The organism is Microbacterium sp. LjRoot205 (assembly GCF_056175745.1).
In genome coordinates, this window is the sequence record NZ_JBGFFH010000008.1 from 37,973 (window position 1) to 55,019 (window position 17,047).

The following is a 17,047-nucleotide window of genomic DNA, read 5'->3' on the forward strand; positions in this document are numbered from 1 at the left end:
CATGACCGACACCCGCGACGCCGCGACCATCGAACGCTCGCTCCTCGACCTCGCCGGCGCCCTCGACGCCGCCGACCCGCTGCACGCCCACCTCGAGGCGTTCGCCGAGGCCCCGGGCGTCGGCGCCTACCTCGACGGCAACTCGCTCGGGCGGCCGCTGAAAGACACACCCGAGAAGCTCTCGGCGTTCGTGCGCGACGACTGGGGCACCCGGCTGATCCGCTCGTGGGACGAGCAGTGGATGGCGCTGCCGATGGAGCTCGGCGATCGCATCGGCAGCCTCACGCTCGGAGCCGCCGCGGGCCAGACCGTCGTGGCCGACTCCACGAGCGTGCTGATCTACAAGCTGATGCGCGCCGGCGCGACCGCCGACCCGTCGCGCACCGAGCTCGTGATCGAGGCGGGCAACTTCCCCACCGACCGGTTCATGGCAGAGGGCGTCGCGGCTGAGACCGGCATGACGGTGCGCTGGATCGAGCCCGACCCGGTGCTCGGCGTGCAGATCGCCGATGTCGTCGCCGCCATCTCCGAGCGCACGGCGCTCGTCTCTCTCAGCCACGTCGACTACCGCTCCGGCGCCCTCGCCGACATGCCAGGCATCACGACCGCGGTGCACGAGGTCGGAGCCCTCATGATGTGGGACCTCTGCCACTCGGCCGGCGTGATCCCGATGCAGCTCGACGCCTGGGGCGTCGACATGGCAGTCGGATGCACGTACAAGTACCTCAACGGCGGCCCCGGCTCCCCCGCGTTCGCCTACCTGCGACGCGAGCACCAGGGCGTCCTGCGCCAGCCGATCCAGGGCTGGTGGAGCGCCGCCGACATCTTCGCGATGGGGCCGGAGTACGTCCCGGCCGGCGACATCCGGCAGCTGCTCAGCGGCACTCCCCCGATAACCTCCATGCTCGCGATGCAGGGCATGCTCGACCTCATCGAGCAGGCGTCGATCGAGGCGATCCGCGAGAAGTCCCTCTCCCTCACCGACTTCGCCGTCCGTGCCTATGACGAAGCGCTCGCCCCGCTCGGCGTGCGGCTGCTCAGCACACGCGACGCCGCACTCCGAGGAAGCCACGTGACGATCGGCCACCCTGATTTCCGCGCCGTGACGCAGCGCCTGTGGGCCGACGGCATCATCCCCGACTTCCGCTTCCCCGACGGCATCCGCCTGGGGCTCTCGCCGCTCAGCACCTCATACGTCGAGACGCTCACCGGCGTCCTCGCCGTGCGCGACGCCCTGGAGTCGCATGACCGCTGAGCCCACAGAGCAGATCGCCGCGGGACCCGTGCTCGACGACATCGATGCACGCCCAGGCAGCACGGCATCGCTGCTGCGCACCCTGGTGGGACTGTATCTGCGACCGCTCGGCGGCTGGATCTCGGCGGCCGATCTGGTCGCGCTCGCCGGCGATCTCGGGATCCCCACTGCGCAGGCACGCACCGGCGTCACCCGCCTCAAGCAGAAGGGACTGCTGCTCGCCGAGCGCAGACACGCCGTCGGCTATCGGCTCAACCCTGATGCCGCCACGATGCTCGAGCGGGGCGATCGACGCATCTTCGAGATGCGCGAGATGACGGATGCCGACAGTTGGTGCCTCATCTCCTTCTCGATGCCCGAGAGCGCCCGCGCCACGAGGCACCAGCTGCGCCGTCGCCTGCAGTGGATCGGGGCGGGTGTCGTGTCTCCCGCCCTGTGGATCTGCCCGGGGCATCTGCAGGGCGAGGTTCTCGAGATCGTCGACGATCTCGACGCCCGTGAGTGGGTGACGCTGTTCCAGGCCGGCACTCCGACGACCGCGCGCACCCTGCCCGAGGCGGCCGCGGACTGGTGGGATCTCGACGCCCTGCGCGCCGAGCACCTCGAGTTCCAGTCGTCGCTCGAGACGCTTCCGGAGGCGCCGTTCGCCGCCTACGTGCAGCTGATCGACCGCTGGCGCGTGCTGCCCTACATCGATCCGGGCCTGCCGCCCTCGATGCTGCCTGCCGACTGGCCGGGACGTCGCAGCATCGCCGAGTTCCTGAGGCTGTCGACGGAGCTGTCGGATGCCGCGTGGCAGCGCGTGCGCGAAGTCACGGGAGCGGAAGCCGCCGGAGCGGAAGCCACCGGAGCGGAAGCCACGAGAGCGCAGGTCACCGGGGCGGGGCGGTCGTAGCCCGCACCACCAGCCGCGTCGGCAGGATCACGTGCATCTCGTCGATCTCCTGCCCCGAGAGCAGCGTGAACACCATGTCGGCTGCGACGGCCCCGAGTCTGCGCATCGGCTGCTGGATCGTCGTGAGCGGCAGCGCCCTTCTGGTCGCCTCAGGCACGTCGTCGAACCCGATCACCGACAGATCATCCGGCACCCGCAGCCCCAGCTCGTGAGCGACATCGATGACCGCGATCGCCGACAGGTCGTTCGCCGCGAAGATCGCCGTCGGTCGGGATTCGCCGCTCAGCATGAYGCGGGCGGACTCCCTGGTCGCGTCGAGCTCGTAGCGGCCGATGCCCACCAGTGACGGATCGAGCGGGATCCCCGCGTCGGAGAGGGCCCTGCGGTAGCCGGCGTCACGGAGCCCGGCGGATCGGAGATCCGGGCGGCCCGCGACGAATCCGATCCGGCGATGGCCGAGCTCGATCAGGTGTCTGGTCGCCGTGAGAGCGCCGCCGAAGCTGTCGGATTCGACCGTGGGCAGGTCGGCCCGGCCCGTGTGGGGATCGATCGCGACCACCGGGATCTCGGTGCCGGCGCTCACGACCGTGGGGGTGACCATGATCGCCGCATCGATCAGCGTGCCCGAGAGCCTGCTCAGCGATCGCCGCTCCCACCCGTCGCCTGCGCCGAGGTGCGACCCGCTGTAGGCGAGGAGGTCGAACGCCGTGTCGTGCACCGCCGAGCCGACGCCCTTGAGGATCTCGGCACTGAAGGGCTCGAAGTCCGCCAGGAGAACGCCGATCACCCCCGTGCGCCGTGCCCTCATGCTGCTCGCGACGAGGCTCGACTCGTACCCGAGCTGCTTCACCGCGTCGAGGACGCGCTGCACCGTGGCATCCGCGATCCCGTATCGACCGTTCACCGCCTTCGAGACGGTCGACACCGACACCCCCGCCGCTTTCGCGACATCGTGGATCGTCGTTCGGCCCCCCATGAGACGCCAGCGTAGTCCGGCACAGCGGTATATGGAAACTGTTTTCGAAAACGTTTGACGGACGAGTGCTCCGACTGGAGACTCATGCCACTGCGGTCTCGACTGAGCGTCCGCAGGCGCCCCGCAGCGAAGCGGCGCGCAACTCGATGAGGAGAACGATCACATGAACAGCAGAAGGCTCCCCCTCGCCTCCGCGGTCGCAGCAATGGCCGTCGGAGCGCTCGCGCTCTCGGGCTGCACCGCAGACTCGTCCGGCACCGGCGACGGCGGCGACACCAGCATGACCCTCTGGCACAACTCCACGACAGGCCCCGGAGTGGAGTTCTGGGAGCAGACGGTCGCCGATTTCGAGAAGGACAACCCGGGCGTCACGATCGACATCCAGTCGATCCAGAACGAGGATCTCGACGGAAAGCTGCAGACCGCCCTCAATTCGGGAGACGCTCCCGACATCTTCCTGCAGCGCGGCGGCGGCAAGATGGCCGCGATGGTCAAGGCCGGCCAGCTGAAGGACCTCACCGACGCCATCTCGGGTCCTGCCGCCGACGAGATCCCCGACGCGTCGTACTCGGCGAACAGCCTCGACGGCAAGATCTACGCCATGCCCGTCGCCGTGCTGCCCGGCGGCCTGTTCTACAGCCAGGACCTCTTCGATCAGGCCGGCATCACCGAGAACCCGACCACCCTCGACGAGCTCGAAGAGGCCACGGTCGCGCTCAAGGGCGCCGGCATCGACCCGATCGCGCTGGGCGCCAAGGACGCCTGGCCCGCCGCGCACTGGTACTACTGGCTCGCACTGCGCGAGTGCAGCTCGGACACGCTCGCCAAGGCCGCAGACGAGATGGACTTCAGCGACGAGTGCTGGGTGCGTGCGGGTGAGGACCTGCAGTCGTTCGCCGAGACCGAGCCCTTCAACTCGGGCTTCCTGACGACTCCGGCACAGCAGGGCGCCGGCAGCTCCGCCGGCCTCATCGCGAACCACCAGGCCGCCATGGAGCTCATGGGCGCCTGGAACCCCGGAGTCATCGGCTCGCTCACCCCTGACCAGAAGCCGCTGGCCGACCTCAGCTGGTTCCCGTTCCCCGAGGTCGAGGGCGGAGACGGCGAGCCCGGTTCGATGATGGGCGGCGTCGACGGCTACTCGTGCTCGGTCGATGCGCCGGACGCCTGCGTGGACTTCTTGAACTACATCGGCACGTCAGACGTGCAGACGGCGTACTACAAGGCCTTCAACGCACCGCCGGTCAACACCGTCGCTCAGGAGGCCGTCACCGAGCCCTACCTGCAGACGATCCTCGAGGCCTACAACGCGGCTCCGTATGCGACGCAGTGGCTCGACACGGTCTACGGCCAGAACGTGGGCAATGCGCTGAACGTCGCGGTGGTCGACCTGCTCGCGGGCAACAGCAGCGCGGAGGACCTGGTCAAGGCTGTGCAGGATGCCGCAGCGAAAGCGTGACACGCGTGCCCGGCTGGAAGTGATGCTTCTGGCCGGGCCCGCCCTGCTCGTCTTCCTCGCCTTCGTCATCTTCCCGGTGCTGATGGCGGCGTACTACGGGTTCTTCAGCTGGCAGGGCTACGGCCCGCCCACCGATTTCGTCGGGCTGAAGAACTACCTCACGATCCTGCAGGATCCCCTCTTCCACGACGCGCTCGCGCACAACGGCTTCATCCTGGTGTTCTCCCTCGTGCTCCAGGGTCCGGTCGCCATCGTGCTGGCGCTGCTGCTGAACCGCAAGATGCGAGGCCAGTCGCTGATCCGCGTGCTGATCTTCGTGCCCTACGTGATCTCCGAGGTCGTCGTGGGCACGGGGTGGAGCCTGATGCTGCAGACCAACGGCGCGCTCAACGCGATGCTGACCAACATGGGTCTGGGTTTCCTGGCGACCGACTGGCTGTCGGACCCCGGGATCGCGATCTGGACGCTGATGGCGATCATCACCTGGAAGTACGTCGGCTTCGCGGTCATTCTGTTCCTCGCCGGACTGCAGGGCATTCCCGAGGAGCTGAACGAGGCCGCGGCCATCGACGGCGCGTCCTACTGGCAGATCCAGTGGCGGATCACGCTGCCGCTGCTCGCACCCACTCTGCGCATCTGGGCGTTCCTGTCGATCATCGGCTCGCTGCAGCTGTTCGACCTCGTCTACATCATCTGGGGGCAGTACATCGCCTCCACCGCCGGCACCTCGACGATGGCGACCTACATGGTCTCCGAAGGACGCAACGCCGGCAATTACGGCTACGGCAACGCGGTCGCGGTCGTGCTCTTCCTCATCTCGCTCGTGGTCGCTCTCATCTATCAGCGTGCCGTGCTGCGCAAGGACACCGACGGCGCCCTCACCGGTGCCTCCGGCCGGAAGAAGAGCACCCGATCCCGTGCGCGGCAGGACGCCGCGCCGCAGGAGGCCGACGCAGACGCCCACGCGGCTGCCGACGCCACCACACAGAAGGAGTCCGTCCGATGACCGCCACCTCGGTGCTCGTCACCCAGCGCAAGGCCCGCACGGGTCGCGTCGCGAAGCCGCGGCTGCCATGGGCCAACCCCGCCGTGTATTTCGTCGCGCTGATCGCGGTCGGTCTGATGCTGGCGCCCATCGCCTACATCATCACCGGCGGGTTCCGCACGAACGCGCAGATCACGACCGATCCGTCGGGGTTCCCACAGCCGTGGGTGGTGTCGAACTACCTCGACGTGCTCACCGGCAGCGTGTTCTGGCGGCTCGTGGGCAACTCGACCATCGTCGCGCTCGCGACCACCGTCGGCACCGTGGCCCTGGGACTCATGGCGGCCTACGTCCTCGCGAGATACCGGTTCGCCGGCCGCGGGGTGCTCTACGCGTTCTTCGCCGCCGGGCTGATGTTCCCCCTGACCGTGGCGATCACCCCGCTGTACATCGTGGTGCGCAGTCTCGGGCTCATGAACTCGCTCGGCGGAGTGATCCTGCCCCAGATCGCGTTCGCGCTGCCGACGACGATCATCATCCTCGTGCCGTTCCTGCGCGCCATCCCCGACGAGATCCAGGAGGCCGCGTTCATCGACGGATGCAGTCGCATCGGGTTCTTCTGGCGGATGGTGCTGCCGCTCTCGCTCCCCGGGGTCATCACCACGGGCATCCTGGCGTTCATCGGCAGCTGGAACGGCTACCTGCTGCCGCTGTTCATCCTCAACGACGATGCGGCGTTCACGCTGCCCCTCGGCGTGCAGTCTTTCGCATCCCAATACTCCGTGGACACCGCGAAGGTGCTCGCGTTCACATCGCTGTCGATGATCCCGGCGCTGATCTTCTTCAGCCTGTTCGAGCGGCGCATCGTGGGAGGGCTGACCGGTGCAGTCAAGGGCTGATGCGGTCGCCGTCGCGACACCCCACGTCGACGAGAACGAGAAAGAGAACATGATGTTGCAGCCCGCAGGCTCCGCGCCGCATTCCCCCCGCGTCGAGGCGCTCCTCGCCCGCATGACTCTGGAAGAGAAGCAGGCGCAGCTCGTCGGCTTCTGGGTCGACCAGGGCGTCGAGGTGGTCGCCCCGATGTCGGGCGAGAAGAAGAGCTCGACGCGCTACGAGGATGCCTCCACGCACGGCATCGGACACCTCACGCGCGTGTACGGCACCCGCCCCGTCGACCCCGTCGAGCGGGCCGCCTGGCTGTGGACCGAGCAGCGGCGACTGCAGCAGCAGACGCGACTGGGCATTCCGGCGCTCGTGCACGAGGAATGCCTGACGGGCCTCGCCGCGTGGAAGGCGGCGACCTTCCCGACGCCGCTGGCGTGGGGCGCGGCGTTCGACCCCGAGCTGGTCGAGGAGGTCGGTCGGGCCATCGGCTCGTCGATGCGGTCCCTCGGCATCCATCAGGGTCTGGCTCCGGTGCTCGATGTGATCCGCGACCCCCGCTGGGGTCGGGTCGACGAGTGCATCGCCGAAGACCCCCTGGTCGTCGGCCGGGTGGGCACCGCCTATGTCCGCGGCCTGCAGTCCGAGGGCGTGCACGCGACCCTCAAGCACTTCATCGGATACTCCGCCTCGAAGGCCGGACGCAACCATGCCCCCGTCAGCGCAGGCCTGCGCGAGATCGAGGACGTGCTGCTCCCGCCGTTCGAGATGGCGATCCACGAGGGCGGTGCCCGCAGCGTCATGAACTCCTACGTCGACATCGACGGGGTGCCCGTCACGGCCGACGCGCGCTATCTCACCGGCATCCTGCGCGACCGCTGGGGATTCGACGGAGTGGTCGTGTCGGACTATTTCGCCGTCGATTTCCTGCACAGCATGCACCGCGCGGCCGCCGACTCGGCTGATGCCGCCCGGCTCGCACTCACCGCGGGAATCGACGTCGAGCTGCCCTCGCCCGACGCCTTCGTCACCCTCGCCGAGCAGGTGCGTGACGGCCGGCTCTCACCGGAGATCCTCGACAGGGCGGTGGGCCGGTTGCTCGCGCAGAAGGAGGAGCTCGGGCTGCTGGATGCCGACTTCGACACTCCTCCGACCGCCATCGATCTCGATCCGGCCGAGCACCGCGCGCTCGCGCGACGCCTCGCCGAAGAGTCGGTCGTGCTGCTGAGCAACGACGGCGCACTCCCCCTCGCCCCGAAGACGACCTCGCGGATCGCGGTGATAGGCCCCAATGCCGACAGCACCGAAGCGCTGATGGGCTGCTACTCGTTCGTCAACCACGTGCTCGCTCATCACCCCGACACCCCCGCGGGAATCGAGCTGCCGACGGTCACCGGATCGCTGCGCGCCGAGTTCCCCGCAGCTGACATCACCTCGACGATCGGATGCGGGGTCGAGGGCTCCGACCGCTCCGGCATCCCGGCCGCCGTCGAGGCCGCCGCGGCCGCCGACGTCGCGATCGTCGTCGTCGGCGACCGCGCGGGCCTCTTCGGACGAGGCACCGTCGGCGAGGGAAACGACGTCGACGACCTCGAGCTCCCCGGCGTCCAGCGCGAGCTGGTCGAGGCCGTGGTCGCGACCGGCACTCCGGTGATCCTGATCGCRATGACCGGGCGTCCGTACGTGCTCGACTGGGCTCTGCCTGCTCGGGCGGGTGCCGCCGGGACCATGACCGGTCTCGGAGTGGTCGACGCCTCGGCGACGACGAGCACGGCGTCTGCGGGAATCCCCGCCGCGGTGCTCCAGACGTTCTTCCCCGGTGAGGAGGGCGGCCCCGCTCTCGCGCGGCTGCTGAGCGGTCGCGTCGCACCGTCGGGGCGTCTGCCGGTGTCGCTGCCGCGATCGGCGGGGGCGCAGCCGTACTCGTACCTGCACCCCGTGCTCGGCGGACGCACGGATGTCACCAGCGCCGACTCCACCCCGGTGCGACCCTTCGGCTTCGGTCTGAGCTACACGACGTTCGCACACGACGAGCTCACCGCTCCCGCGTCGATCGCCGCGGGCGAGATCTTCCGGGCGACGGTGCGGGTGCGCAACACCGGCGAGGTCGCAGCGACGGATGTCGTGCAGCTGTATGCACACGACGAGGTCGGGAGCGTGACCCGCCCGGTCGCCCAGCTGCTGGACTTCCGGCGGGTCACGCTCGCGCCCGGCGCCGATGCGCTCGTCGAGTTCGACGTGCCGATCGACCGACTCGCCTTCACGGGACTCGACGGCGTGAAGCGCGTCGAGCCGGGCGCGATCCGCCTGTGGGTCGGAAGCGCCTGCGATGACGAGGAGACGGTGGCGCGACTCGAGATCGTGTGAGGATCAGCTCCGCACGGCCGCGATGAAAGCACTCACGTGCTCCTGCAGCTTGAGGATGCGCAGCTCGCGCGCGAGCTCGCGGTCATAGCCGTCGTAGGCCAGCGGCGGCAGCACCCGCACGTTCTTCGAGCATCCGAACTCGGTGCACACGAGGGTGCCGATGGTGTCTCCCTTGCGGCCCGCGGGTCCGGCCTTGCGGGCTGCATAGAGCTGCACGTCGTTGCGGAGGGTCACGTCTTCGCACCATGAGCACTGCGCACGCGCGATCACGCGCTGCTCGGCTCGCTGGAGGATCACCCCGGTGGCGACGTCGTCGACCCACGCGACGACGTACGAGCGGCGGGGCAGCTTGGGGTCGACCCATCCCAGGTAGTCGAGCCTGTCGAAGTCGAGGTCGGCGAAGCCGGCGGGCAGCGTGAGGTCGGAGACCTCTTTGCGGGAGGCGTTGATGAAGGAGGCGCGCAGGGTGCGCTCGTCGATGGGACGCATGAGGAGAGTGCTTTCGTGTGGGCCGCAGACAGCGGCGGAAGAAGGAACAGGAGCGGGCATCCGAGTGGATGCCGGGTACGACGCGGCTCCGGAGACGGGGTGTTCCGCCTCCGGCCGATCGTCAGCCTCTGTCCGTGGCGCTGAACGCGCCCACGGCTCCCATCTGCGCTCGATCCGGGATCCGGAGAGCACTCTTCGACAACAGCACCCGGCGAGTCTACGCCCGTTTGTTTCACAGCGTGTCGGCCCGGGTTCCGTCTCTCGCGCGACCGACCTACTCTTGCCGGAACGTCCGCTCACGAAGGAGACCACCGTGTCCACGCCGCTGAACCACCTTTCGCCCCTCTCGGTGCGTGAGCGTTCTGCGTGCATGTGCCGTCACGGCTTCGCCTGCTCATCCTTCGAGGCGGGCCACGCGCTGCACCTGATTCAGGCGCGCATCGCGTCGGCGACGCCGAGCGAGTGGGCGGACGCGATCGTCGAGCACGCCGACGCGACCACGGGCGAGCTCCTCGTGCGCACGCTCGACGACGCCACGCACACGCTGTGGAACGCGTCGGGTGCGGCGCTCGAGGCACCCGCGGGCACGCCGATCGCGCTGCACGTGCGCTACGGCGTGCTGGCCGTCGGCCGCGCGCAGTTCAACGTCGCGCTCGGCTGAGCGCGCGTCGTCTCGGGCGGCCTGGCCGTCCTCGCTCGATGACAGGGGATGCGGCTCAGGCGGTCGCCATCATCATGTCCTTGACGGCCATGCATGCGTCCATGCAGTCCTTGCAGGCCTGAGCGCACATCTTGCAGACCTCGCTGTGGTCGGCGTGCTGCATGCACTCGTCCATGCACGTCTGGCACATCGCGATGCAGGCGTCGAGCATGGACATCATCGACGCGGGGGTCATGCCCTGCATCCGCATCATCGACCGCATCATGGTGTTGCACATGTCGGCGCAGTTCATGCAGGCGGGCGAGCAGTCCATCATCTGCGTCGAGCACACCGTGCACGCCTGCTCGCACGCCGAACACGCGTCCATGCAGGCCTGCAAGACGGACATGTCCATCGTCGCCATGTCGGGCATCGACATCATGTTCGAGCGCATGGCGCCCATCATCATCGAGTCCATTTTCTACCGCTTCCTTCGTCGGCCGCAGCCGAGGTGAGAGCGGGCAGGACCACCCGCCTGGGGCCAGGTTAGTCGTGTGCGGCATCCACGTCGATGCCCGGCGGACGCTGTCACGAGTGCTCGTCGTTGTCAATCCCGTGTGCAGGATTCTCGTCCCGTGGGACGGTGGACGGACATTGATCGACTGATGAAAGGAAGAGCCCCATGAGTGGAGCAGACGACATCAAGAACGCAGCGGAGAAGGCCGGCGGAAAGATCAAGGAGGGCGTCGGAAAGGCGACCGACAACGAGAAGCTCGAAGCCGAGGGCCGCGGCGATCAGGCGAAGGCCTCCGCCAAGCAGGCCGGCGAGAACGTGAAGGACGCCGCCAAGAACGTCGGCGACAACCTGCGCGACAGCTCCCGGGACTGATCCCGAACGGAGTGAGGCCCGCCGGAGCGGGCCTCACTGCGCGGATCAGCGGGTGCGGTTGCCGGAGATCGCTCGGATCAACCAGGCGATGACCGCGATGGCCAGCAGCACCAGGCCGACCCACAGGAGGAACTGCAGGGACTGCACGAGCCCGCCGGTGATCGCCAGGATGATGGCGACGACGATGATGATGATCAGCAGGATGTTCATCGGTCTTCCCTTCTCGGGGCGCGGGGGAGGCGCCCATCTACGGTCTCCCAACCTAGACCGCCTCATCCCATGCCCCGAGGGCCTTGACTCGGGCCTTCCCGCCGTGCGAGAGGAGCACACGACATGCCAGGACGCAGGAACAACTCGCTGAAGGATCCGGAGCTGTACGAAGAGCTCCGCGACGACGGCGCCTCGAAGGAGAAGGCCGCCCGCATCTCCAATGCCGCCGCCCGCGACGGCCGAAGCGCTGTCGGGCGCCGAGGCGGCGAACACGGCGACTACGAGGACTGGACCGTCGACGAACTGCGCGCCCGCGCCAAGGAGATCGGCCTCACCGGTTACAGCCGTCAGCGCAAGGCCGAGCTCATCTCGGCGCTGCGCGACCACTAGGGCTCGCGTATATGGCCCGGTTCGGCGTCGAGGAGGAGTTCGTCCTGCTCGATGAGCAGACACTCGTACCCGCGGCCATGAGCCCAGCCACCCGCGAGCGCATCCCCGAGGACGCTGCTGCGGGCCTCACCCCCGAATACCTCACCTGTCAGCTCGAGTCGGCGACATCGCCCGCGACCACCAGGGCGGATGCCGAGGCGCAGCTGCGACGGACGCGCAGCCTGATCGGCACGTACGCCGCCGATCAGGGTGCGGTCTTCGCCTCCATCGGCACCCCGTTCATCTCACCGAAGCGCCTGACGGTGGTCTCTTCGCCCCACTACGACGCGGTGGACGCGCAGCTCGTCGAGATCACCCGCGAGCACGAGGTCAACGGGCTGCACGTGCATGTCGAGGTGGTGGACGACGAAGAGCGCGTCCGCGTGCTCAATCGCGTGCGACCGTGGCTTCCCGTTCTGCTGGCTCTCACCGGCAACGCGCCCTTCGCACACGGCAGGGATTCGGGGTTCGCCAGCTGGCGCAGCATCCTGATCCGACGATTGCCGTCGTCGTGGAGCCCGCCGCACTTCCGCGATCTCGCCGACTACCGTGCACACGTCGAGCAACTCGTCGCGATGACAGCGATCGCGGATGCCGGCTCGCTGTCATGGGCCATCCGCCTGTCCGAGCGCTTCCCCACCGTCGAGGTGAGGGTGTTCGACGCGCAACTGACGGTCGACGACACGCTGCTCGCCGTGGCCCTCACGCGCGCTCTGATGGTGAGCGACGCGATCGATGATGCACCCGAGATCGGCGTCGACGCGATCGATGCCTCACTGTGGACGGCAGCGAGATTCGGCACCGAGGCGCGCCTCGTCGACCCGGCGAGCGGCGGGATCGCGTCGTTCTGGGACGTCGCGCGAGATCTGCTCGACAGACTGCGCCCCGCACTCGCTCGACTGGGCGACGAGGACTTCGTCACCGAGGGCTTCGCTCGCATCCGCACCGACGGCACGGGTGCCGAGCGACAGCGCAGGGCCTATGCCGAGCACGGCACGGCGGGTCTGCGCGACCTGTATCGCGCGAGCACGACTGCCATCTGACCGCCCCTCATATCCTCGGCGGCAGTAGTGTCAGCGTGTGGCATCCTCTCGCTTCGCGCCGCTGCAGCGGCTCGTGATCTCCATCGCCGTCCTCGCATCCTTCGTGACCTTCCTCGACGGCACTGTCGTGACGGTCGCGCTGCCTGCGATCAGCGATGAACTCGGCGGCGGCATCACCACGCAGCAGTGGGTGGTCGACGCGTACCTCATCACCCTCAGCGCGCTGATCCTGCTCGCGGGATCGCTGTCGGACGCCTATGGCCGGGTGCTCGTGATGCGCATCGGCCTCATCGCCTTCGGCGTGGCATCCGTCGCGGTCGCCGCCGCCCCCGATCCCCTCATCCTGATCATCGCGCGAGCCGCGCAGGGAGCAGCCGGCGCTCTGCTCGTGCCGAGCTCGCTCGCGCTGATCACGGCGACCATGCGCGCCGACGTGCAGTCACGGGCGATCGGCGTGTGGACAGCATTCACCACCGCCGCGCAGCTCGTCGGCCCGTTGCTCGGTGGACTCTTCGTCGACTTCCTGTCGTGGCGATTCGTGTTCCTCATCAACGTCGTGCCGATCGCCGTCACCCTCGTGCTGCTCTCCCGGCTGAAGCTGAAGGAGCACCCGAGCGGGGTGAGCGTCGACTGGCTCAGCGGAGCCCTGTGCGCGATCGGCCTCGGCGCGGTCGTGTTCGCGCTGATCGAGCAGCCGAACCTCGGCTGGCAGTCCCCCGCCATCTGGCTGCCCGGCCTGATCGGAGCTGCGCTCTTCGCCTGGTTCCTGGTGCGGCAGCAGAGGTCGGCCTCTCCCCTCATGCCGCTCTCGCTGTTCCGGGTGCGCGATTTCGCCTGGGGCAACCTCGCCACTCTCTTCGTCTACGCCGCTCTGTCGCTGAACGGCTTCGTCGTGGGCGTCTACCTGCAGCAGGGCGCCGGTCTCAGCGCCACCGCCGCCGGCCTCGCGAGCCTGCCGATGACCATCCTGATGATCCTCATCAGCTCGCGCGCAGGCTCATGGGCCGGGCGCTTCGGTCCACGGATCTTCATGACGGTCGGTCCGCTCGTCATGGCCGTCGGCGCCCTCATGCTGCTCGTCGTCAGCGAGGACTTCGACTACTGGTGGCAGGTGCTGCCTGCCATGATCGTGCTGGGTCTCGGGCTCTCGCTCACCGTGGCTCCGCTCACCTCGGCGATCCTCGGCGCGATCGACGAATCGCGCTCGGGCATCGCCTCCGCGGTGAACAACGCGGTCTCGCGCGTCGCCGGACTGCTCGTCGTCGCCATGCTGTCGACCATCATCGGCGGCACGCTCGACCTCGCAGGCTTCCACAACGCGGCCTGGGTCACGGCCGCGCTGCTCGTGCTCGGCGGCGTCGTGTCATGGATCGGCATCCGACGCAATCCGGCCGAAGAGGTCGATGCACCCGCGGTCGACGGCGCCCCTTCGCCGATCGGTTGACGATGTCGGTGGGCGAGCGCACACTGGGGGCACCGTCTTCCCGAGCATCCGGAGGTCCACCGTGAGCACGACCCAGACGCCCCTTCCGCCCGTCGTCGACGCCGACACGTGGCGACGCGAGCTCGACGCACTGCGCGTGCGGGAGAAGGCGGCGACGCGAGAGCTCGATGCGATCGCGGCCCAGCGACGGCGGCTGCCGATGGTCGAGCTGCCCGACTACACGCTCGTCGGGGCCGACGGTCCGGTCGCGCTGTCGGAGACCTTCGGCGAGCATCGACAGCTCATCGTCTACAACCACATGTGGACCGACGGCAACGAGTGGCAGTGCCCAGGGTGCACCGGCTTCACCTCGCAGTTCACGCGGYTCGACTTCCTCGAGCGGTACTACGACGCCCGCTTCGTGATCGTGACGAACGGGCCGATCGATGAGGCACTGGCCTACCGCGACCGGGTGGGCAATCGCATGACGTGGTTCTCGAGCGCCGACAGCACGTTCGGCGCCGACATGGATGCCGGTCCGAACGAGGGCTTCGGCGTGAACGTCTTCCTGCGCGACGGCGACACCGTGTATCGCACCTGGCACACGAACGGACGAGGCACCGAGCGCATGAGTCAGCTGCAGGGGCTCGTGGACCTGCTCCCCTACGGCCGCCAGGAGGAGTGGGAGGACTCCCCGGCCGGATGGCCCCAGCACGGCACGTACGATCAAGGGATGGGTTCGAAAGAGATCGCCGCTCTGTACGGGGTCGGCAGCTGAGGCGCGCGACGGTCGCGGTCACCGCCGTCGCCGCGCTGGTCCTCGCCCTCTCGGGCTGCGTCACGACCATCTCCGACCCGCCTGCGCCTTTCCTGCCTCCACCAGCGGGAGCAACACCGGACTACCAGCTCGGCGGCGCCTATGCACCCGCCGACGGTGTCGGCATCGTGGGTCGGGACCGCTCGGATGACCCCGCCGAGGGGCTGTACTCGATCTGCTACGTGAACGGTTTCCAGACCCAGCCGGGCGAGCTCGACACCTGGCCCGACGACCTCGTGCTGCAGAGCGGCGGCGAGCCCCTGTTCGACCCCGACTGGCCCGATGAGGCTCTGCTCGACACCTCGACCGACGACCGCCGCGAGCGCATCGCCGAGATCGTCGGTCCGTGGATCGAGGGGTGCGCCGAATCGGGATTCGAGGCGGTGGAGTTCGACAACCTCGACTCGTACACCCGCTCTGACGGCGCGCTCACCCTCGATGACAACCTCGCTCTCGCGGCGCTGCTCGTCGACGTCGCACATGACTCCGGGCTCGCGGCCGGGCAGAAGAACGCCGCCGAGGATGCGCCCCTGCTGCGCGAGCGCGCCGGGTTCGACTTCGCCGTGGTCGAGGAATGCTCCGTCTATCAGGAGTGCGGAGCCTTCACGGATGTCTACGGCGACGCCGTGATCGACATCGAGTACTCCGATGAGCTGCCGCGGTCGTTCACCGAGATGTGCGCCGACGACGAGGCGCCGGGGTCGATGGTGCTGCGGGATCGCGACCTCGTCACGCCGGGGCACGAGGAGTACGTGTTCGAGACGTGCTCCTGATCGCCGGCGGGCGAACCCCCTGGGTAGGCTGACCTCGTGAGCAAGACGGGGGATCACGACGGCGCGTCGCGATCAGCTGCGCCATTCGCCGCACCTGCTGCCGCGCGTGCCGGAACCGTCGTTCGGGCGGCACTCGCGCGCTGGGCGCACGCCGTCGCAGAGCTCCCCCGCTGGATCTGGGTGGCGGCCGCCGCACTGGTCGCCCTGGCCATCGTCGTCGCGGCGATGGGCGGGCTCGCCCGGGCAGAGGCGTCGCCGGCCATGCTCAGCCCCGATGACGAGGCGCGCACCTCGATGTATGCGATCACCGTGCTCGACGCCGAGTTCGCCACCGAGATCGAATCGGAGTACCTCGAGGCGGAGCCGGGCGAGAAGTTCCTGGTGATGAGCACCCGCATGGAGAACCTCTCGGATTCACCGATCGGGGTCGGCACCACCGCCGACCGAGTGAGCACGGGGTTCGTCAACACCGAGAATCCGCTCCTCGCGCTGAAGGGCGTCACCGCGACCGACTCGGTCGACGTATGGCGAGCCGACGGCTCATCGGGGCAGGTGATCCTGCAGCCGGGCGTCCCCAGCCAGGTGACCTTCGCCTGGACGATTCCCGAGGATGCGTTCCCCGACGGTGCGGTGTCGCTCGACGTGTACGAGGTGGAGACGCGCCGCGGACAGGTCGTCCTCTCGTCGCGAGCCGTCAGCTGGCGCCCCGCCGCACTCAGCTCGCGCATCTCCATGACCGCGCAGGAGGCACCGTGAGGCGCGCGACGCCCTGGCTGCTCGGTGCCGCCCTGGTGATCGCCGCCGGTGCCGTGACCGCCGTGACCCCCACCGACGAGGACGTCATCGGCCCCACCGAGGTGCGCGGATCTTTCGGCGAACCCGTCGAGTCGCGCACACTGATCGCGGCGGCGACCGATGCGACCTTCACCGACGAGGTCGCGGTGCCGGGTGCCGACTGGAGCGCGGAGGGCAACTGGCTCGTCGTGACGGTCATCGCCTCGGCCGCGCACACAGAAGTCGACGCTGCGATGAATCTGGCGACGCTGGCCGTCGGCGACCGCGTGTTCCAGGCGAGCGAGCGACCGGATGCGTCGTTGATGTCGACCCCGCTGCGGCTGGGTATCGACACCGTCGGCACCCTGGCCTTCGAGCTGCCGCCCGATGTCACGTCCGGACGCGCCGAGCTGCGGCTCACCTCGTCGTATCTCACCGCCGAGCTCGACGACCTGATCACGGTCCCGCTCGACCTCGATGATCTGCCTCGCACCCCGAGCGTCGAGCTCGACGACCCCGAGTTGAGCGCGCCGTGACGTGGTGGAGGAGGCAGCGCCTGTCACTGATCGCGCTGGCGATCGCTGCCGTGGCCATGCTCGGTGCCACCGTGTGGCTCGACATCGTGCCCAGCATCCGGCCGACCGATCGCGTGATCGAAGCCGAGTCGACGGTCGACATCGCGGGGCAGACTCTCACGCTCGGCCCGACCGAGTGGGGTGAGTTCGAGACGCCCGAGGA

19 protein-coding genes are annotated in these 17,047 nt (G+C 68.8%); 15 read left to right on the top strand and 4 right to left on the bottom strand.

What is annotated here, in order from left to right:
* Position 1: 1 nt before the first annotated feature.
* Entirely contained in the window at positions 2–1,255 is a 1,254-nt protein-coding gene (locus AC04ME_RS14495) for a kynureninase (protein ID WP_475435662.1), read from the top strand.
* Positions 1,245–2,150: a PaaX family transcriptional regulator gene (locus AC04ME_RS14500; protein WP_475435664.1), complete on the top strand. Its 906-nt coding sequence runs from the start codon at positions 1,245–1,247 to the stop codon at positions 2,148–2,150. The genes AC04ME_RS14495 and AC04ME_RS14500 overlap by 11 nt, the downstream gene beginning before the upstream one ends.
* Here AC04ME_RS14500 and AC04ME_RS14505 read toward each other — a convergent pair.
* Positions 2,128–3,126, bottom strand: a complete 999-nt coding sequence (locus AC04ME_RS14505) for a LacI family DNA-binding transcriptional regulator (RefSeq protein WP_475435666.1) — start codon at positions 3,124–3,126, stop codon at positions 2,128–2,130. The two genes, AC04ME_RS14500 and AC04ME_RS14505, sit on opposite strands and share 23 nt — an antisense overlap.
* A gap of 163 nt (positions 3,127–3,289) precedes the next feature.
* Between AC04ME_RS14505 and AC04ME_RS14510 the strand changes: the two genes are divergently transcribed.
* The 4 genes from AC04ME_RS14510 to AC04ME_RS14525 are packed head-to-tail and all read left to right on the top strand — an operon-like array spanning position 3,290 to position 8,822.
* On the top strand, positions 3,290–4,585 hold the full coding sequence (locus tag AC04ME_RS14510) for an ABC transporter substrate-binding protein (protein WP_079113466.1): 1,296 nt from the start codon (positions 3,290–3,292) through the stop codon (positions 4,583–4,585).
* Complete coding sequence (locus tag AC04ME_RS14515) at positions 4,566–5,591, top strand: carbohydrate ABC transporter permease (protein ID WP_309691163.1); 1,026 nt, start codon at positions 4,566–4,568, stop codon at positions 5,589–5,591. The genes AC04ME_RS14510 and AC04ME_RS14515 overlap by 20 nt, the downstream gene beginning before the upstream one ends.
* The gene (locus tag AC04ME_RS14520) at positions 5,588–6,469 is read left to right on the top strand and encodes a carbohydrate ABC transporter permease (protein ID WP_153302245.1); all 882 of its coding nucleotides are present in this window, start codon (positions 5,588–5,590) and stop codon (positions 6,467–6,469) included. The genes AC04ME_RS14515 and AC04ME_RS14520 overlap by 4 nt, the downstream gene beginning before the upstream one ends.
* A 49-nt stretch (positions 6,470–6,518) precedes the next feature.
* Entirely contained in the window at positions 6,519–8,822 is a 2,304-nt protein-coding gene (locus AC04ME_RS14525) for a beta-xylosidase/alpha-l-arabinosidase (protein ID WP_475435669.1), read from the top strand.
* Positions 8,823–8,825: 3 nt separating this feature from the next.
* Here the strand turns inward: AC04ME_RS14525 and AC04ME_RS14530 are convergent, their stop codons facing one another.
* A complete protein-coding gene (locus tag AC04ME_RS14530) occupies positions 8,826–9,311 on the bottom strand; it encodes an FBP domain-containing protein (RefSeq protein ID WP_475435671.1) in 486 nt (161 codons plus the stop codon).
* Positions 9,312–9,624: 313 nt separating this feature from the next.
* Between AC04ME_RS14530 and AC04ME_RS14535 the strand changes: the two genes are divergently transcribed.
* On the top strand, positions 9,625–9,972 hold the full coding sequence (locus AC04ME_RS14535; RefSeq protein WP_311878056.1) for a hypothetical protein: 348 nt from the start codon (positions 9,625–9,627) through the stop codon (positions 9,970–9,972).
* A gap of 55 nt (positions 9,973–10,027) precedes the next feature.
* Here the strand turns inward: AC04ME_RS14535 and AC04ME_RS14540 are convergent, their stop codons facing one another.
* Positions 10,028–10,303 carry a four-helix bundle copper-binding protein gene (locus tag AC04ME_RS14540; RefSeq protein WP_475123665.1) on the bottom strand — a complete coding sequence of 92 codons (276 nt, stop codon included), beginning with the start codon at positions 10,301–10,303 and terminating at the stop codon, positions 10,028–10,030.
* A 330-nt stretch (positions 10,304–10,633) separates the two neighbouring features.
* Here AC04ME_RS14540 and AC04ME_RS14545 point away from each other — a divergent pair, with 330 nt between their 5' ends.
* A complete protein-coding gene (locus AC04ME_RS14545; RefSeq protein WP_079113471.1) occupies positions 10,634–10,840 on the top strand; it encodes a CsbD family protein in 207 nt (68 codons plus the stop codon).
* A 45-nt stretch (positions 10,841–10,885) separates the two neighbouring features.
* Here AC04ME_RS14545 and AC04ME_RS14550 read toward each other — a convergent pair whose 3' ends face one another.
* Complete coding sequence (locus AC04ME_RS14550) at positions 10,886–11,050, bottom strand: hypothetical protein (RefSeq protein WP_164481676.1); 165 nt, start codon at positions 11,048–11,050, stop codon at positions 10,886–10,888.
* 123 nt (positions 11,051–11,173) lie between these two features.
* Here AC04ME_RS14550 and AC04ME_RS14555 point away from each other — a divergent pair, with 123 nt between their 5' ends.
* The 7 genes from AC04ME_RS14555 (at position 11,174) to AC04ME_RS14585 (ending at position 16,845) form a co-directional block, all read left to right on the top strand.
* Positions 11,174–11,440 (top strand): DUF7218 family protein, encoded by a 267-nt coding sequence (locus tag AC04ME_RS14555; RefSeq protein WP_056374055.1) that lies wholly within the window; start codon positions 11,174–11,176, stop codon positions 11,438–11,440.
* An 11-nt stretch (positions 11,441–11,451) separates the two neighbouring features.
* Positions 11,452–12,522, top strand: coding sequence for a carboxylate-amine ligase (locus tag AC04ME_RS14560; protein ID WP_311878053.1), 1,071 nt, complete (start codon positions 11,452–11,454; stop codon positions 12,520–12,522).
* Between the two features lie 37 nt (positions 12,523–12,559).
* Positions 12,560–13,966 (top strand): MFS transporter, encoded by a 1,407-nt coding sequence (locus tag AC04ME_RS14565; RefSeq protein ID WP_042540042.1) that lies wholly within the window; start codon positions 12,560–12,562, stop codon positions 13,964–13,966.
* Positions 13,967–14,027: 61 nt separating this feature from the next.
* Positions 14,028–14,723 carry a DUF899 family protein gene (locus AC04ME_RS14570; protein WP_475435674.1) on the top strand — a complete coding sequence of 232 codons (696 nt, stop codon included), beginning with the start codon at positions 14,028–14,030 and terminating at the stop codon, positions 14,721–14,723.
* Positions 14,648–15,535: an endo alpha-1,4 polygalactosaminidase gene (locus AC04ME_RS14575; protein WP_475435675.1), complete on the top strand. Its 888-nt coding sequence runs from the start codon at positions 14,648–14,650 to the stop codon at positions 15,533–15,535. The genes AC04ME_RS14570 and AC04ME_RS14575 overlap by 76 nt, the downstream gene beginning before the upstream one ends.
* A gap of 36 nt (positions 15,536–15,571) precedes the next feature.
* A complete protein-coding gene (locus tag AC04ME_RS14580) occupies positions 15,572–16,291 on the top strand; it encodes a hypothetical protein (protein WP_475435676.1) in 720 nt (239 codons plus the stop codon).
* On the top strand, positions 16,288–16,845 hold the full coding sequence (locus AC04ME_RS14585) for a hypothetical protein (protein WP_455905476.1): 558 nt from the start codon (positions 16,288–16,290) through the stop codon (positions 16,843–16,845). The genes AC04ME_RS14580 and AC04ME_RS14585 overlap by 4 nt, the downstream gene beginning before the upstream one ends.
* Positions 16,846–17,047: the final 202 nt, after the last annotated feature.

Bases quoted from the DNA above. Each gene is read 5' to 3' on its own strand.
- AC04ME_RS14495 (WP_475435662.1), top strand. From the start codon at position 2: ATGACCGACACCCGCGACGCCGCGACCATCGAACGCTCGCTCCTCGAC.
- AC04ME_RS14500 (WP_475435664.1), top strand. From the start codon at position 1,245: ATGACCGCTGAGCCCACAGAGCAGATCGCCGCGGGACCCGTGCTCGAC.
- AC04ME_RS14510 (WP_079113466.1), top strand. From the start codon at position 3,290: ATGAACAGCAGAAGGCTCCCCCTCGCCTCCGCGGTCGCAGCAATGGCC.
- AC04ME_RS14515 (WP_309691163.1), top strand. From the start codon at position 4,566: ATGCCGCAGCGAAAGCGTGACACGCGTGCCCGGCTGGAAGTGATGCTT.
- AC04ME_RS14520 (WP_153302245.1), top strand. From the start codon at position 5,588: ATGACCGCCACCTCGGTGCTCGTCACCCAGCGCAAGGCCCGCACGGGT.
- AC04ME_RS14530 (WP_475435671.1), bottom strand. From the start codon at position 9,311: ATGCGTCCCATCGACGAGCGCACCCTGCGCGCCTCCTTCATCAACGCC.
- AC04ME_RS14545 (WP_079113471.1), top strand. From the start codon at position 10,634: ATGAGTGGAGCAGACGACATCAAGAACGCAGCGGAGAAGGCCGGCGGA.
- AC04ME_RS14550 (WP_164481676.1), bottom strand. From the start codon at position 11,050: ATGAACATCCTGCTGATCATCATCATCGTCGTCGCCATCATCCTGGCG.
- AC04ME_RS14555 (WP_056374055.1), top strand. From the start codon at position 11,174: ATGCCAGGACGCAGGAACAACTCGCTGAAGGATCCGGAGCTGTACGAA.
- AC04ME_RS14560 (WP_311878053.1), top strand. From the start codon at position 11,452: ATGGCCCGGTTCGGCGTCGAGGAGGAGTTCGTCCTGCTCGATGAGCAG.
- AC04ME_RS14575 (WP_475435675.1), top strand. From the start codon at position 14,648: ATGGCCCCAGCACGGCACGTACGATCAAGGGATGGGTTCGAAAGAGAT.